The organism is Pseudobdellovibrionaceae bacterium, assembly GCA_023898385.1.
Taxonomy (GTDB): Bacteria; Bdellovibrionota; Bdellovibrionia; order Bdellovibrionales; family UBA1609.
The window spans coordinates 852,393-869,176 of record CP060220.1 but is presented as its reverse complement, the minus strand read 5'-3'; the positions used below and the strand labels follow the sequence as shown (position 1 = coordinate 869,176).

The following is a 16,784-nucleotide window of genomic DNA, read 5'->3' as shown; positions in this document are numbered from 1 at the left end:
TTGTGATTGCACCCGTAAAAGGAAATTCTTATTTCAAGGTGGTACGTAAATGGATCTAAAAAATCTATCTGTGACTTTGGCGTCGTTGTGTGCAGTGTCCGCCCTTGTGGGGTGTATGGGTCACGGCCATTTAGAGATCCCCGAGATTGAGCCTACCAATTCTGCTGCAGTTGTTTTGACCGAGGACTTGTCGCCGGAGCAGGTGGCTCGAGGCGAAGAAATCTATAAGAAAAATTGTTCAGGTTGCCACGGGCCGGATGCGAAGGGTCTTGTCGGGCCCAATCTGCGTGACGGCGAATGGATGCACGGCGAGGGCTCTCTTGAAGATATCGCTAAGGTGGTCGCAGGAGGAGTCAACGCCATGCCCGCTTGGTTAGCTCCATTGGGTGAGTCGGGCGTGGAAGATGTGACGGTTTTCGTTAAAAGCTTGGGTGTGGCTGATGCCTTGGCTGCGGCGGCCACCCCCGAAAAACCACTTGCGGTGCCGCAAGTGGGAGAATCAGTGGTGGACGACGAGTCGTCAAAAGGCCCTGTAGAATCTGCGAATGCCCCTGCGCCCAGTGCGGGGCAGGTTCTTTTTGAGCAGAAGTGTTCTTCTTGTCATGGCCTAAAAGGTTATTCGATGGTGCCTAATTTTCCGCACCTGGCTGGACAACAAAAAGTTTATCTAGTGGATCAACTTAAGAATTTTCGCTCAGGGCAGCGAGTAAATCCTATTATGCAAGGGATGGCTGCCGCATTGACAGACGAAGAAATAGAGAAGATGTCTGAGTACCTCTCAGGATTAAATTGAGGCGGCCATAAATAAGACAACGAATTCGCCCAGATTTGGGTTAGATTTTATAGATTCTCAATCAAATAGACCCCAACATATCAAATAGGATACGTCTCGGTCTTTTTGATTGAGAATCTATTAAAGGTGACCTAAAGCAGGGATAAGTGTGTGGCCTTACTTATGGCCGTCTTAATAAGTCTCTAGAAAATTCAATATGCGCTAGGTGTGGAGGTGAAGAGATGAAACAACGCGCGACCCAGGTTGTATTGGTGTTGTGGGCCATTTTACTATCAGTGTCTGTTTGGGCGAGGCCAGAGTATGCAGCCAAGCATGGCCTAATTAGTTGTGCGGCCTGTCACGTAAGCCCCACGGGCGGAGGCATTCGAAATCAGTATGGTAAGCTCTACGGTTCGCGAACATTCAAGTCCTCACCCTTTTCCATGCATGAGAATTTTCAAGGCGATTTAAGGGCCATCTATATGGGTGGCGAAAATATGGAAGACACCTCCACACGTAGCGGGTTCAATTGGATGTCCGTCATTGGGTCTGTCAATGTGCCTGTTCAAAAGTATGAAAGCGGCACTGAGTTTAATGTGGTGGCCAGTTACAACTTTGGTAACTTCACTCAAGAAGAAAACCTACGTGACACATACCTTCTCTGGAGTCGCAAAGCCGGAAGTGCCATAGAGCATGTACTTGTTGGACAGTTTCCACTTCCCTTCGGTCTACTCACTGATGAGCATCGCACCTATGTGCGCATGCAAAATAACACCACCTGGAACCATTACTATTTTGGAGTGCTGTTGTCGGGGTCTGTCGCCGAAACTATACACTATGACTGGGCATTTCTCGATTCTGAAAAAGATGCGCCCACCTCTTCTTTTAATTTGGGGCTGCACTCCGGAACTTCGCTTAACGTCCGTTGGGGGCAGCCCTCGTTGCCGGGATATGTAGGAGCCAGCTCGAGCTATTTCACTGTGCCAGGGTATAAAGAGCTCAAGGCCTACTCCGCATATGGCGTATTGTCATTGGACCGCCTGACGGACAGCTTGTTTAGGGGGGCATTGTTATTTGAACATGTGGTCACGGAGAATTGGAATCAAGACAAATTGGGCTTCCTAACAAACGCTAGTACTCGGCTTGTGACAGACACGGCCTTCAAGACAGCCGTCCAAGATAAACAGTCTGCGGGGTGGTATGCCCAACTGAATTGGGATTTGACCCAGAAGTGGGCCATGATTTTTAAGTACGACTTCTTAGCTCTGGATAAAGAAAACACGGGAGACGGTTTCCACCGCCGAGGCCTGGGCTTTAAACATTATGCCAACAGCAACCTCAACATATTAGCGCGAGCAGAATGGGCTGAGGTGGGAGCACCATCACTGGATAAATCAAATGCGCCAGCCGCTCATCCTTCCTATTGGTTAGTGATGCACGCTTGGTTTTAAAATCAAAAGAAATTGAGACCGGAGCGGCGTAATTCCGGTTTGAGGTTCACCCGTGGTGGTAAGGCTAGACCCATAGGCCGTGCATATAAATTAGTCGGCCCCTGGCTATTGCCCCGAAGCAGAAATTCTACTGTAATACGCGGCTAGATCTTCCATGTCTTTTTCTGTCAACGTGGAGGCTTGGGGTGACATCAATGGATCTTTTCTTTCACCTGATTTAAAGGCCTTAAGTTGTTTCAGAAGATATTGATCTTTTTGACCGGCGAGGTTTGGCCACAAAGGGTTTGCGCTCATACCGCCAGCCCCATGACATGCTGCACATATTTGGGCTTTTTGTTCACCTTGGGTGGCGTCGCCGGCGGCTTCACTGACGGAAAATTCCAGAACTGCCAAAGAAAAAATAATTAAGCTGATAATGACTCGCATACGTCCTCCCACTTATCAGAGTTTCTTCTTATTAAGATATTTTGTGCCCCACTGGTAACGCAGGTCGCTGGGATTGCCAAATCGTTTTCTCTATTAAAAAGCAAATAGTCAGAAAACTCACTTATGGGTGTGATAATCAGATATAAGACACCCCTCCATTTAGGTAAATAATTCATAAAAACAGAGGAAAACCTAGAGGGATCCGCAGGGAGTTTTGACAGAAAGGGCGGCGCCTTTCTATCTTCCTCAGCAAGGTTAGGGTTTATCTTCCGGGGGGATTCATGCAGCACCAAAGGGTCGGCCATTTAAGGTCATTGTTTAGGTCTATTTTTTTCATTCCATTTGTTTTGTTATTTTCATTGTCGGCGGGGGCCGAAGATTTATGTTCCTCTATGGTGGAATATTCCTGCGAAGGGGAAGCTCCTGATGACGGCACCTTTGCCTCACTGGGAAGCTCTGAGTTTGGTGAAAATATTCATGTCTTGCGAGAGCAGCTGCAAGAGGAACTTCAAAAGAAAATAGAGGATCTGCCACGAATATCGGCCACTTCGGCTGTGCCGGGTGTGAGTAACGATGAACTCGTAGACCTTCTGGTGGATGAAATACTGCCGCTGCGGTCTTCCACAAACCAGCAGCCTCCGCGTTTAGGACATATGGCAGGGGCGCCCTTGCCCCCGGCTTTTTCATCATCAATACCTGTTATAAATTCTCAAAGTGGAATCAAAGAACACAAAACATTTAAGTCGCTACAGTCTGCGGGTGTTCGCTATGTGCGAAACCAAACTCGGGGTAAGGTGAGCGACCTTGAGAGGCGATTGCAAAGTGAAATTTTTCCGCGCGTTAAAGAGCTTCTTATAGGACGAATTTCGGCTATCGTTGGGGACGCTGAACTTCGCCATTCGCTCACGCAGAGAATCAACAGTATTTCTTTAGAAGGTGGCGATTGCTACAATGTTCCAGGCATGCCTCATCCTCAGGGTTTTGAAAAGACGGCCTATGGTGAAGTATTACCCATGGCCTATTTCAATAAAGTGAGTGGCAAATTGGTGGCCAAGGTTTGCCAAGGGGCTCTACTTGTAAACAACAGTGAGTTTCATTTGGTTCATGTCTTGGCTCATGAAATGGCCCATAGTATTGATCCTTGTATTATTGGGAGCGAGCCAGGGTTTAAGTATTCAAGGGCTAATAATATTTTTGTGCTTGAGAGGGAGTATCCCTTTGCCGGTGTACTGTCCTGTTTACGATCTGAAGATTCCATTGCGGCGCGCCGAGGGGTATTTATGTTGCCCACGCCCATGGCCTTTGCACCGTGGCCCTATCCACCATCACACATGGGCCCTAATTTTCGAGGTTTTCCGGCTGGGCCACAGCAGCCTCCTCAAATGGAATGGTATCAACAAGTGGGGGCGCAAAATCCCATTCTCTGTCACGGCTCCGATCAAATCAAAGAGGCGATGGCTGACTGGTTTGCGGCTGAAGTGTTGCCCGAGTATATGCGAAGGTATCGTCCCGAGTTGACATCAGAGCAGTATCGGGCTGGATATTCCAACGTGATGCGGAGTCAGTGTAAAGTAGAGAAAAAGCAAGATGGTGCTGCGGCTATGGCTCAGTACCCCACAATAGAAATGCGCATACAAGGGTTGCTTCTGGCAAATCCCTTGGCGCGAGAACAAATCGGGTGTGCCACTCAGCCAGTGGCTGAAGAACCCGTGTATTGCCCGGCCTCTGACACAGAGACACTCTGACTAAGGGTTTCACAAAAAAAGGGCGTTGACCGACAGTAGATGGGTTTGTCATTCTCCTTGAGTGCAATCAAGGAGTTCATCATGTCACAATCCCCGTCATTTAAAAATTTAAATGTTCCTGCCAACGGTCAACCTATTACTTTAGTAAATGGGCGTCTCAACGTGCCAGATCGGCCGATCGTGCCCTACATAGAGGGTGACGGCACGGGCCCTGATATTTGGCGAGCTTCACAGGCCGTGTTTGATGCCGCTGTGGAAAAAGCCTACGGCCGGAAAAAGCAAATCCAGTGGTTTGAAGTGTATGCCGGCGAAAAGGCGTTTAATAAGTTTAATGATTGGCTGCCTGATGACACCATCGAGGCGTTTCGCTGTTATTTGGTGTCGATAAAGGGCCCGCTAACCACGCCCATTGGGGAAGGCATGCGGTCGTTGAATGTGGCTATCCGTCAGATTCTTGATCTTTATGTGTGCTTGCGCCCGGTCCGGTATTTTACGGGAGTGCCATCACCCGTAAAGACTCCTGAAAACGTGAACATGACCATCTTTCGTGAAAACACGGAAGATATTTATGCGGGCATTGAGTTTAAAGCTGGCAGCCCGGATGTGACAAAAGTCTTAGAGTTTTTAAAATCTACATTTCCAGAGCGCTTTGAAAAAATCCGCTTTCCTGATTCTTGTGGTGTGGGTATCAAGCCAGTATCCAAAGAAGGTACCGAGCGACTGGTGCGTTCAGCCATTGAGTATGCCATTCAAAATAAACAACCTTCGGTCACTCTTGTTCACAAGGGCAATATTATGAAGTTCACCGAAGGTGCATTTAGAAACTGGGGTTACGAACTGGCCGAGCGGGAGTATGCAGAAAAAACCTACACCTGGTCCCAGTGGGAACGTACAAAAAAAGAAAAAGGCGAAGAGGCGGCGAACAAAGAACAGCAAGCGGCCATCAATAGCGGAAAGATTGTGATTAAAGACGCCATTGCCGATATTGCCCTTCAACAGGTGCTCACTCGTCCGTCAGAGTTTTCAGTGATAGCCACTTTAAATTTAAATGGAGATTACTTGTCTGATGCGCTGGCAGCCCAGGTGGGCGGCATTGGTATTGCCCCTGGCGGTAATATCAATTACAAAACCGGTCACGCTGTTTTTGAAGCCACTCATGGCACAGCACCGAAGTACGCTGATCAAGACAAGGTGAACCCAGGGTCAGTGATTTTATCCGGCGAGATGATGTTACGGCATATGGGATGGAATGAAGCCGCAGAACTCATTATCAAAGGCATGATGGGTGCCATTGAAGCGCGTACTGTTACCTATGACTTTGCTCGATTGATGCGACAAGAAGGCGAGGAGGGCGTTCAAGAAATTAAATGCTCTGAGTTCGGCCAGGCAGTCATTCGTCATATGTAGGAGATTTCATTACATAGCTCGTAACATAATGTTTCAAAAAGACATCAGCATCGACATGTAATGATCATAGTTTCATTTACTGCCGGTCCTCTGCTTGCAACACAAGAAGTGAGTACAAAGCACAGGAGGGTAAGTGATGCTAAGCAAACTTCAAGATGCGGGGATACCTGTATACACGCTGCTAGTGGGACTATGGTTTCTATTGGCCATGTTAATGATCCCCGTATCATATATGTTCATTACAAGTCGCTAAAGACACCGGCTTCCCCTTATGGAGACAGTGCGTCGGGCGAGCCGCCTCGTCCTACCCACGGGCATCGGCGCCGGCCCGAGTGGCCGCATGTCGTCTTCGGATTGCGTCACTTTCGTGACGCAATCCGGATACGCCATGCACATCGGGAGGACGCCGATGCCCGTGGGTAGGACGAGGCGGCTCGCCCGACGCACTGTCTCCATAAGGGGAAGCCGGGGTCTTTAAGGTTCTGTGGTGACAGCCCAAGTGGTTTGGTAATTGCCAATATTTATTGTGGCGGTGTTGGTTTGAGAGGCGGCTCCAGGTGAGGTCAGGCGCAATTGGATATAGTTGTTGTTGTTGACGACGCCAGAGCTGTCGCTGCGCCAATCATACAAGATCTCATTGCATTGAGCGTCCGTACAAATGCGGTATTCCGGGTCGCCCCCTCGACCAACTGAGTACTTGTAAATTCGATCAAGGGTGTTGCCAAGAAAAAATAGGCCGTTGCCATCTTGGCTGAATTCGAAATGCATCATTGATTCTGAATAAATAGAAGCAGTAAAGGACTGTCCGCTGTAAGACGAGCTGGTAATATCCCAAGGATCAGCCAAGTTGTATTGGCTGACAACGTTACTTCCTAGGACGAACATTTTTCTTCCGCTATCAGTTATCTGCATGGAATAAGCAGATGTGACCTCATTTGAAATATCAAAATATACACTGTCGTAACTTGCCGATGAGAGGTCCCAGGGAGGGCTGAGTGTATACTGAAATACGGAGCCAGAAGTCATGCCCAGTAGCCACATTTTTGAGCCATCACTACTAAAAACCATATCACGGGGATTAATATCCTCTGGACCCACATCAAAAGCCACTGCATCATAGCTGGCTGAAGTGATGTCCCATGGAGTTGGTAGGCTATATTGAAGAACCAGCTGTGTGAACATCGCATCGAGGATGTACATTTTTGACCCATCGCTATTAAATTTGAGTGACCACGGTTGGGACGCTTGGGCAGACACATCCACTAAAACATTATCGTAAACAGCGGTGGTTAGATCGCCAGGTGTTGTGAGCGAATATTGATGGATTTTTCGGCTTGCGCCGAGCAGATAGAGTTTAGTGCCATCAGGTTTCATCGATAAAGTTCTTTGATTGGTTTCAGGATTTAGGACAGACGCAGAGCGGATATCATGGTTAGTTGTTGAGGTAAGGTCAAAGGCGTTTTGGAGAGTGTATTGGTAAACCGCCAGATTGTCGTCGTCTAGTATGTAAAGCTGCGACCCATCAGAACTTATGACCACATCTCGGGACTTGTCTGACTCGGTGGCAATAGAGAACACGCTGGTATCGAGACTTGCAGTTGATAAGCTCCACGGCGTAGCCAACGTATATGAATGAATTGAATCTGAAGATTCACCCGTGAGATACAACTTACTTCCGTCGCTACTAAGCGAAATACCTTCCGGAAAAAATTCAATAGATGAAACGGGCACACTGACACTGTCGTAGCTCGCACCCGTAAGACTCCAGGGGGTGGGCAGCGTGTATTGAAAAACAGCCTTATTTGAGCGCCCAAGCATATAGAGCTTAGATCCGTTGCTACTAATCGCGAGTCCATAGGGCAGCCCGTCTTGGCTGGCGATGGAAAAATTGATTGAGTCGTACGAGGCCGTAGTGATATTCCAAGGCGTTCCTAAAGTATATTGATAGACCCGGTCGTTACTATATCCAGCCACATAAAGTTTAGATCCGTCAGGTTTGAAAGTTAAAGAGGCTGATCCAGAATCTTGGCCTGACACATTCAATGAAGCACCGCTATAAATGGCTGTGCGAATATCAAAGGGGACTGATAAATCCAACTGATAGATCACACCTGGGCCGACCATAAATAGGCGGCTACCATCAGTGCTGAGGGCTATGTTTTGTGGGTTAGCATTGAGAGCTCCCAGCCCTAGAGCTTTTTTGTTATCTGGTACTAGTATCGATTGAATGTCACCTGTCACATTGAGTGAGTATTGAAAGATGCTGCGACTAGTGCCGCCACCAAGAATGTACAAATAGTTCTCATTAGGCGAAACCGTGTAGCTGTTGACACTTCCCCCTCCCATAAAGCCAACACCGAATATGGATGCTGAAGGATTGGCTGAAGAGAGATCCCAACTCGAACCCAGTGCTAATGTGTAGAGAGACATAGTCCACATGCCAAAAAAACTAAATTCACTGCCATCACTTTTTAGAGAAATATGTCCGGTGGCGATGTCATAACCTGATAAATCAATATTCACTGAGTCATAGCTGGCAGAGCTTACATCCCAGGCTGTCGGCAAGGTGTACTGGTAGACACGGGAAGTTGAGCTGCCAAATAGATAGAGTTTGCTACCATTGTCGCCAAAATGAATAGACGTGGGAAGTGAGTCTTGTGTGGACACTCCAAAAAATTGGGAATCATACTGAGCCGTTGATAAATCCCATGCGGATGAAAGATTGTATTGGTGTACCTTAACAGATGAGCGGCCCACGATATACAGATGTTGCCCATCAGTGCTTATTCGGAGGTCTTTCACATTGGTGTCTTCAGTTGAATAATCAAGGGAGATGTTGTCGTAAGTTGAACTAGATATGTTCCACGGTGTTCGTAGGCTGAACTGCAAAACTTTGCCAATGTTGGCATTGAGTAAATACATTTTTGTTCCATCTGCAGAAAACTCAAAAGCATGGCCGTTGCTCGTAAATGGTGCCAGAGATAAGCTGTCCTCAAAGTAGCTTTGTACCTCTCCCAACTCGAAAGGTGCTCCTCCACTACCACTTATTGACAGGTTCACGGGAGAATCAATTCCAGAAACCTGTTGGGTCGAAGATTTTGTCAGGTAAAGTTGTTTTACACTATCCTGATTTACGAAACTAAAAGAATCAGGGACAAGATCTGGTCCTGCGGGGGCGCCCGGTGACGGATTGCTGATTTGCCCACTTATGGCGTTGTCCCCGAGTCGACAGGACACCAATGATGCGGATCCGAACAATAACAAGATGGATAGAGCGGTCCTATAAATCTTGTCAGCTGTTTTAGTAATGGGTTTTTCAAATTTATCAGACATATACGTTCCTCGGGGGTTTGAATGTGACGATAGAATTCTATTCAGCTTTAAATATTATCGGCAGTTTTTCAAAAAACTTGAGGCAAAAAAACGGTCTCATTATGAGATTTAGAGACGAATAAATGTCCGGTTATTGCTCGGATTTAAATGAGAACAAAAGGTAACTGACTTCACGTATTATAATTGGAAATACCTTTAACCCAAAAACTAAAATAATGACAGGGAGTTAGTGTGTCACTTCACACTTCTCATATTGATGCCGATTCAAAGGGACTAAAAAATTTGAGTTGCAGTGTAGTTTAATTGCGGTAAGCCGAGCCCTCTTAATGAGCTGCCCGAGCAGTTTGGGTCACCCCTGTGACTCATTTTGAGAAAAAATGATTACTTTGTCGTATTAAGCGGTCTAAAGGCTACGGTGCCGCAAGTAGGTGGGCGGGGTTAATTGAAGTGTAGCTTTGCCCCGTTGCAAAGGCAGGTCCTACGAAAAGGTATCCCTTTCCTTTTTGCGTTGCACAGCAACGCAAAAAGGAAAGGGATACCTTTTCGTAGGCCTTAGGCAGACTTGTAGAGGCTGTCGATTTCTCTTGCGAAGTCTTCTTCTATTTTTTGCCTTCTTAATTTTAATGATGGGGTGAGGTGGCCCTCTTCAATGCCCAGTGGCTTTTGTAGCGGGTAAAAGCGGTTGATGCGTAACTTTTTGGGGAGGGATTGGCCAAAGTAAGCCAATTGCTTTGTAACATAATCATTTGTGTCGAGCGAATGGGTCTTCCATGAGTCGCTCATTGCTATTAGGGCTGTCAGGTGTTTTCGATTGTTGCCGATCACAATAAACTGCTCCACGCCGGGTATTTGTAAATAGTGGTTTTCTAGTTCTAGCGGTGACACTCGAAGTCCTGTTGAGGTTTTGATTATTTCTTTTTTTCGGCCCTTTAAATATACAAAGCCTTCATGTATTTCAGCGATATCACCGGTTTTGTAATAGCCATCGTCTGTGAAGAGATCTTCGTTTTGTGCTCCCACATAACCTTTGAATACGGTACTGCCCTTGATTAACAACTCTTGATCTTCGGCCAATCGATATTCATGGCAAGGTAGTATTTTGCCGACTGAACCGGGACGATACTGATGGGGCGTATTGATTGTCACTAGGGCTGCGATTTCTGTCATTCCAAAGCACTCATAAATGGGAAGGTGAATGAACGAAAAAAAATCCACCACATCAGGACGAAGGGGAGCTGAGCCACTCAACAAGAGTTTCATATTGGTTCCAAATAGAGCATGTCGAAGTGGGTTCAGGGGTTTTTGGGTGAAAGGTCGAAGTGTTTTCGAGAAAGATATTTGTTTTAGGATTTTTAAAAACAGTCTTTTTAGAAGCGGAGCCTCACGCAGTTTTTCTTGAACGCTTAAGGATATTTTTTCAAAAAGCCGGGGTGGGGCAAATAAGTACTGTGGATTTGTTTGTTTGATCGCACTCATAATTTGAGTGGGATCACTTAAATAGTACTGAGCAACTCCCAGTGCAATGCTTACGTTTGTAATTAGTCGTCCTGTTGCATTGTGCATGGGAAGCCAAGAGATTGTGGATGGACACGTTTCATTTTCCGAATAGGGCTGAAGGGCCTCTTTGGCTGCCTGGCAGGCCGTAAACAGCTGTTCGTGGGTGAATGGGATGGCTTTTGCTGGCCCCGTCGTACCCGAGGTGAGCATGATTGTGGCTGGTGAGGAGGGTTTTGGTATCTGGCTTAAGACATCTTCTACGTTGGGCGGAGTGAGGTGGCGTTTTTTTTCGAGCTCCGTCCAACTCAGCCAAAGGATGTCTTTCAAAAAACTCTTGGTACCAACTTCAAAAAAAATAGGGTGAGTCTCAAACAGCACCGCCTTAACTGGTAGCGCTTTCTTTAGTTCTTGCCAGTCTTTTGGTGAAAAATGAGGGTCAAGACCCAGAACCACAGCCCCCAATGACATAACTGCTTTGTCGATCAAGTCCCACATTAAATGAGGCCGTCCCATCACGGCAACAGTGTCGCCAGACTCAATTCCGAACTCTTGCAAGAAACGCGTCAATGAGGCCACTTGCCTAGAGAACTCTCTATAAGTGACAGGCCTCCAGCTGCCAGCATATTCTTCAAAAAAACCCACCTGATCTGGTGAAGCGATTACGCGATCTTCTAAAACCGAAAGCAGAGTCTTTGCTGTATTTGGGTCACTCATGAGTTCTCCGTATCCAATAATCAAAGACGGCAGGCAGATAGGCTTCCGGGGTTGGCACGGCCAGATTATGGGTTTTAAGCCACGCTTTTGTGTCAGTGTTTAAAAATTCTTGTTTTGTAGAGAGGTAATTCAAAAAATGCGGTAACGATTTCAATGTGCGGGTGGCGGGATGTTTTGGCAGGTAGGTCGTTGCTTTTGAGAGAGCCAGAGCCAACACCTGCGGGATCCACTTAAGGGCAGGTAATTTAATGTGATGGCTTGAGAGCTGCGTTCTGCTCAAGATTGAGAGCTCAAGCAGAGGAATTGAATACTCGGGGCCAGAACATAAATGCAAAACTTTACCTCGGGTGTTTTGGTCTATGGCGGCCGACGTGATGGCGTGAGAGACAAAGTCCACGGGGATCACATCAAGCTTGCGCTGTCCTAATGTGGGCAGGAATCCACCCGTCATCTGACCACTTAAAAATTGGATGAGGGTGTAGAAAATATGAAAATGCAAAATAGCGCCGGTATAGGTGTTGCCAATGATCATGCTGGGTCGATGGACGGTGATGGGCAGGCCCTGAAGGATTTTTTGTTCAATAAAATCCTCAGATTCTGATTTGGCCATTTCGTAGTTATTATGAAAATCCCTCGTTTCATGAATAAACGCCTCAGGAAGCTCAGAAAAAGTTTTACCCCCAACCCCCACGGTGGAGATGTACTCCACTTTCTTTAAGTGATTGGGAAATCCCCATCGCTCGCAAAACTCTAAAAGTTTTTTGGTGCCATGTATGGCCATGGTCCGAGCCTGCTCTGGTGTTTGATTGAGTCGAACACTGGCGGCGCTGTGAATGAAATGATCGGCGCTTGAGAAAGTTTCTTTGGCCTCTTCAAGGTTCATATCTAAATGAGGTCGACTGAGGTCAAAGTGCAAAAGGCGAACTTGATCCACGGCCTCTTGAGGCAAATTGTAGAATAGGACGAGTTCTTTAAGGCGTGCTCTTCGCTCTTCTTCGGTGCGGCCACGAAGCATGAGCGTAACTTGATGGCCCTTATTGAAAATTGATCTAAAGATGTGGCTGCCAAGAACGCCGGTAGCCCCGGATATCAGGTAGTGAGCCATTGATCACTCCCTTAAGCCGAGTTGTTGTCGCGTCAAATCCAATTGAGACAGTGTGGAGTCAAAAGTGGCCCCCATAAAATGTCCAGTATGGGCCGAGTATTCGAGCATTTGAAAAATATTGAGCCAGTAAGTCCGATCGGCCTGCCCCTGGCGAATGGTTTTTGCAAACTCCACTTCAAATGTGCTGAATCCAAATCGTCGCACTTCAACAATTCCAATAAGCGGTATAATTTGATTGTTGGTCAGTAGGGGACTTGTGTGATGGCTTGAAATTAGCCCCGTAGGTCGCAGGTGTTCTAAAACTTCATTTTCACCTGTGCCCCAGGCCACAAGAGGCATTAGGAAACGAGGCGGGACTTTAGTTGAACCTCGATGAAACCAGTACTTCACTTCGTCATCAGAAAACAAATCTTCTAGATGGAGTCCCGCCTGAGACTCAAAGGGATTGGCCTCTTCTTTTTCTGTCATTTCAAAGCCAATGGAACCAAAAACATTTTCAAGTTGAGTGCGACCAAGCCCGCACAGGACCAGGGGGATTTCAAGTTTTGAAGCCAGGATTCTGGCCGTATCGAAAGTCATCTGCCCGTCGAGTAAATCAATAAGGCTGTAGTTTTTTTGCAAGTGTAGGTTTAAAAACCCTGTTCTAAACACTTTTGCAACGAAACGGGGGTTCAGTTTCCAGTGCACAAAATCAACATCAAAGTGTTGGATGACCGATTTGGCATTGTTTACCGCGATGGGGCTTAAAAACCCGTTGTCCACAAGCAACAAGAGAAGGCGCAGTGTGGGGTGCTGCTCTTGAATTTGCTTCAGCATGTAAGTGCTATCTTTGCCTCCGCTAAAAAGCAAAAGCGCGTCGTAGGCGCCGCCGCCGGAGTGGCAGGCTGATTGTAAAATTAAATGCAACGATTCAGTCCATTGGGATCGATGCGGGTCATCTTGAGGTGTCGCGGGCCCTGATCTTTTCGTGCCCCCTTCGCATTCAGGACAGATCCCATCTTTGTTCAGCGGAGAATGTGTCTCAGGCAAAATACAGATGGCGCAGCGCTTTACAAACTTATGCGGTAGCGCTTTTTTAATTTTGCCCCAGGCATGACGAGCGACCCAGTCAGTGAGTGTGGCTTCTCTTCGAAATACTTTTTCTGCATCCATGAATCCCAGTGTGTCTGGAGAGGTGAAGACAGTTCAACTCGAGTACCGACTTCAGGAGAGCTGTTTGTTGCAGCAAAGGATGAGGGTAAAGAGTTGAATTCATAAATTTAATAGAACAACACAGAACACAGATGTGGACCGACGAAGTTTCAAATAACCCTTTGAGTTTGTTAAGAAAAACTGCTGCCACAGAACAGGGCCGAACATATATTTTTAAAGATCGAATAAACAAAGCTAATTGTGTACTATTAAGGCGGCTACAAGTAAGGCAACATATTCGCCTAATTTTGGGTCAGATTTGAAAGATATAAGTGAGAAAAGGCCAAGGCGCATGTTCTTTGAAGCGATGAGACTCTTTTTGGGAGGGAATCCTTTAAAGAGGTGAACTAAAGTTGGGATCAAGATGGTTTTTTGCCAGTGGTCGCCTTACCAAATTGAGGAGGGTTTTTCTCGATACAAAAAAACTGTGTGGCCAAGCAATACACGGCGTCTTTTTCTTCGCTCAGATAGGTCTCGGCGTCAATTTCATCTTCAAGCTTTCTTAAGAAAGCCTTTATTTTTTGAACCTGATCGTAGTTAATTGCAAACACATGGGCCGAGTGGTCCCGGTAATCGATGGGATGATCTAGGCGCGCCTCAATGGCCCGCTCAAAAAATCCAGTATACAAATTCTTAATTTCTTCAGAATATTCAGGGTGAACATTCTTCGATCCGGTGGCGATATTTTCACAAATACTCAAGTGACCGCTTTCGTCTTTTTTTAACAGACCATTTGCGACCAATTGCTCAATGGCTTGTTCTGCGGCCAATACCGAAATGCCCAGACGATGGGCAATCCACTGCGGGTCAGATTCAAACCCCTTAACCTGTGTCAGTCGCCTCAGGGCAAGATCGTACCAGTGGTTTAAAAACTTAAGTTCAGATTTTATTTGTTGAATGGAGTTAAGATTGGCTTGGTTTTCGAGTTGTTTTTTGGCCCGCTCCCGCTCCATAGCACTGCGAGCGTGTTGAAGGTCAACAAGGTTGCAAAAATACTGTTGCCCCGTTTCATCGTAACCCAGCTTTTTTGACACCTGGCGAGCGCGTTCGCGAGAAAGCCCTTGTTTTCCTCGAAGAATTTCTGAGAGGCGCGATGGAGCCACCCCAAGATCTCGTGCAAAAGCACGAAGCGAGTAGTTCTCATTGTTGAGCTGTCGTTGTTCAAGCTCATTGATCAGAATCTCTCGATAATCCCGCATGGGCACCCGACTTCGTTTTGTTGCGACATCCTGTCGCGAGTTGGTTTTCAGTAAGAACAAATTTCGTTTATTCTGCGAACAGTTCTTTGCCTGTTAAAGCGCCACAGAAGTAGAAAAGTACTCGAGCGGGTCAACAGGCTGTTTATTTTTAAGCAGTTCAAAGTGTAAGTGCACTCCGGTGACACGACCGGATTTCCCCATAAGCCCTATTTCTTGGCCCGGCCGTACAGTGTCTCCCGTCTTCATTCGAAGAACACTCATGTGAGCGTAAAGGCTGGCCCAGGTTTTATCAAACTCAATAATAATTAATCGACCATAACCCTTAAAGCCGGTGCCCGCATAAACAATAACGCCCTCGTGAGCCGCATAGATCGGTGTGCCAATGCGGCCTCCAATGTCAATGCCCTGGTGGCGTGGGTTTTTCGGGTTTGCAAATCTTTGAGTGATTCGCATGCGCTGCACAGGTGGGGTGAGAGTAAACGGGCCAGAAGGAGCGGGGAGCCCCTTTGGCGTAACATAATTTCTGGGATCACCGTCATCCTCAGGCGCTGGCATTGGCCCTTCGTATTCGGGCTGTGACAGTGAACCCGGCCCCGAAAACTCACCCATTCCGGAATAGCCCGATGAGCTTTTGTAGACGCCCTGGGTGCTGCGCAACCCCGAACAAGCCGTCATCACAAAAAATAGGGTCAGGATCAGACCTCTCTTATGAATAGAGCGGAAATTGCTGACAAAGTTCTTTAACTTGATGTCGTACATTTTTTTGTAAATCTTCGTTGGTGTGATCATTGAGGACATCAGCAATCCAATGAGCCACAATTTTGATTTCTGCTTCTTTCATTCCCCGTGTGGTCAATGCAGGCGTTCCAATGCGAAGGCCACTGGTCACAAAGGGTGAGCGCTTTTCATTGGGTACGGTATTTTTGTTAACCGTGATGCCTGCCGTATCCAGGGCGATTTCTCCCTCTTTGCCAGTGAGGTCATCTCTTGTTGAAAGATCCAGCAAGATCAAATGATTTTCCGTACCCCCAGTGACAAGGTGAAAGCCTCGCTCCACCAGAACCTCGGCCAACACTTTAGCATTAACAAGAACTTGCTTGATGTAAGTTTTAAATTCTGGTTTCAGGGCTTCACCAAAGGCCACGGCCTTTGCTGCGATCACATGCTCAAGTGGACCGCCTTGGATGCCCGGAAAAATTTTAGAGTTCACACCTTTACCCAGATCTTCTCTTGTGAGAATCATCCCGCCTCGCGGGCCACGCAAGGTTTTATGAGTGGTGGTGGTAGTGTAGTCGGCATAGGGAATAGGGGATTGGTGTTCGCCGGCAGCCACGATCCCTGCAATATGGGCAATGTCGGCCATTAAAACTGCGCCAACACTGTCTGCGATTTCACGAAAAGCTTTGAAATCTAAAGTTCTAGGGTAAGCGCTGTATCCGGCAATAATAATTTGAGGTTTATGTTCTTTAGCTAAGTCAGCAATTTGATTGTAGTTCAACTGATGGGTCTCAGGGTCTAGTCCATAGTGAACGGGGTTATATAAAAAACCGCTAAAGTTCACAGGCGAACCATGTGTGAGATGACCTCCATGCGAGAGGTCCATCCCAAGCACTTTGGATCCCGGTTGAGCGGCGGCCAAGTAAACCGCCATGTTGGCCTGCGACCCCGAATGGGGTTGTACGTTAACATGCTCAGCTAAGAAGAGTTGTTTGGCGCGGTCAATAGCCAGTTGCTCCACTTCATCCACAAACTCACAGCCACCGTAATAACGTTTTCGCGGATAGCCTTCGGCATATTTGTTTGTCAAAACCGACCCTTGTGCTTCAAGAACCTCTTTTGAAACGTAATTTTCAGAGGCGATCATTTCAAGGCCATATTCTTGGCGATCGAGTTCTTGGGCAATGTATTTAGCCACTTCAGAATCAGTTTGTTTAAGACTCATGG

General features: G+C 46.9%; 12 protein-coding genes. 4 read left to right on the top strand and 8 right to left on the bottom strand.

Annotation, left to right across the window (positions count from 1 at the left end; translation table 11 throughout):
* Window positions 1–361: 361 nt before the first annotated feature.
* Together H6626_03705 and H6626_03700 are read left to right on the top strand one after the other, a co-directional pair.
* Window positions 362–793 carry a cytochrome c gene (locus tag H6626_03705; protein ID USN48947.1) on the top strand — a complete coding sequence of 144 codons (432 nt, stop codon included), beginning with the start codon at window positions 362–364 and terminating at the stop codon, window positions 791–793.
* A 221-nt stretch (window positions 794–1,014) separates the two neighbouring features.
* Window positions 1,015–2,223: a hypothetical protein gene (locus H6626_03700; GenBank protein ID USN48204.1), complete on the top strand. Its 1,209-nt coding sequence runs from the start codon at window positions 1,015–1,017 to the stop codon at window positions 2,221–2,223.
* A gap of 105 nt (window positions 2,224–2,328) precedes the next feature.
* On the opposite strand, the gene H6626_03695 is transcribed toward H6626_03700, so the two are convergent.
* Complete coding sequence (locus H6626_03695) at window positions 2,329–2,649, bottom strand: cytochrome c (GenBank protein ID USN48203.1); 321 nt, start codon at window positions 2,647–2,649, stop codon at window positions 2,329–2,331.
* A 281-nt stretch (window positions 2,650–2,930) separates the two neighbouring features.
* Here H6626_03695 and H6626_03690 point away from each other — a divergent pair, with 281 nt between their 5' ends.
* Window positions 2,931–4,394: a hypothetical protein gene (locus H6626_03690; GenBank protein ID USN48202.1), complete on the top strand. Its 1,464-nt coding sequence runs from the start codon at window positions 2,931–2,933 to the stop codon at window positions 4,392–4,394.
* An 81-nt stretch (window positions 4,395–4,475) separates the two neighbouring features.
* Window positions 4,476–5,801 (top strand): NADP-dependent isocitrate dehydrogenase, encoded by a 1,326-nt coding sequence (icd, locus tag H6626_03685; protein ID USN48201.1) that lies wholly within the window; start codon window positions 4,476–4,478, stop codon window positions 5,799–5,801.
* 474 nt (window positions 5,802–6,275) lie between these two features.
* Here icd and H6626_03680 read toward each other — a convergent pair whose 3' ends face one another.
* From H6626_03680 to H6626_03650, 7 genes are all read right to left on the bottom strand, one after another.
* On the bottom strand, window positions 6,276–9,134 hold the full coding sequence (locus H6626_03680; GenBank protein USN48200.1) for a hypothetical protein: 2,859 nt from the start codon (window positions 9,132–9,134) through the stop codon (window positions 6,276–6,278).
* 552 nt (window positions 9,135–9,686) lie between these two features.
* Window positions 9,687–11,345 carry an AMP-binding protein gene (locus tag H6626_03675; protein ID USN48199.1) on the bottom strand — a complete coding sequence of 553 codons (1,659 nt, stop codon included), beginning with the start codon at window positions 11,343–11,345 and terminating at the stop codon, window positions 9,687–9,689.
* Complete coding sequence (locus tag H6626_03670; GenBank protein ID USN48198.1) at window positions 11,338–12,450, bottom strand: SDR family oxidoreductase; 1,113 nt, start codon at window positions 12,448–12,450, stop codon at window positions 11,338–11,340. The genes H6626_03675 and H6626_03670 overlap by 8 nt, the downstream gene beginning before the upstream one ends.
* 3 nt (window positions 12,451–12,453) lie before the next feature.
* A complete protein-coding gene (locus H6626_03665) occupies window positions 12,454–13,602 on the bottom strand; it encodes a hypothetical protein (GenBank protein USN48197.1) in 1,149 nt (382 codons plus the stop codon).
* 398 nt (window positions 13,603–14,000) lie between these two features.
* A complete protein-coding gene (locus H6626_03660) occupies window positions 14,001–14,840 on the bottom strand; it encodes a TIGR02147 family protein (protein USN48196.1) in 840 nt (279 codons plus the stop codon).
* A gap of 93 nt (window positions 14,841–14,933) precedes the next feature.
* Complete coding sequence (locus H6626_03655; protein USN48195.1) at window positions 14,934–15,599, bottom strand: M23 family metallopeptidase; 666 nt, start codon at window positions 15,597–15,599, stop codon at window positions 14,934–14,936.
* A complete protein-coding gene (locus H6626_03650) occupies window positions 15,547–16,782 on the bottom strand; it encodes a serine hydroxymethyltransferase (GenBank protein USN48194.1) in 1,236 nt (411 codons plus the stop codon). The genes H6626_03655 and H6626_03650 overlap by 53 nt, the downstream gene beginning before the upstream one ends.
* Window positions 16,783–16,784 lie beyond the last annotated feature (2 nt).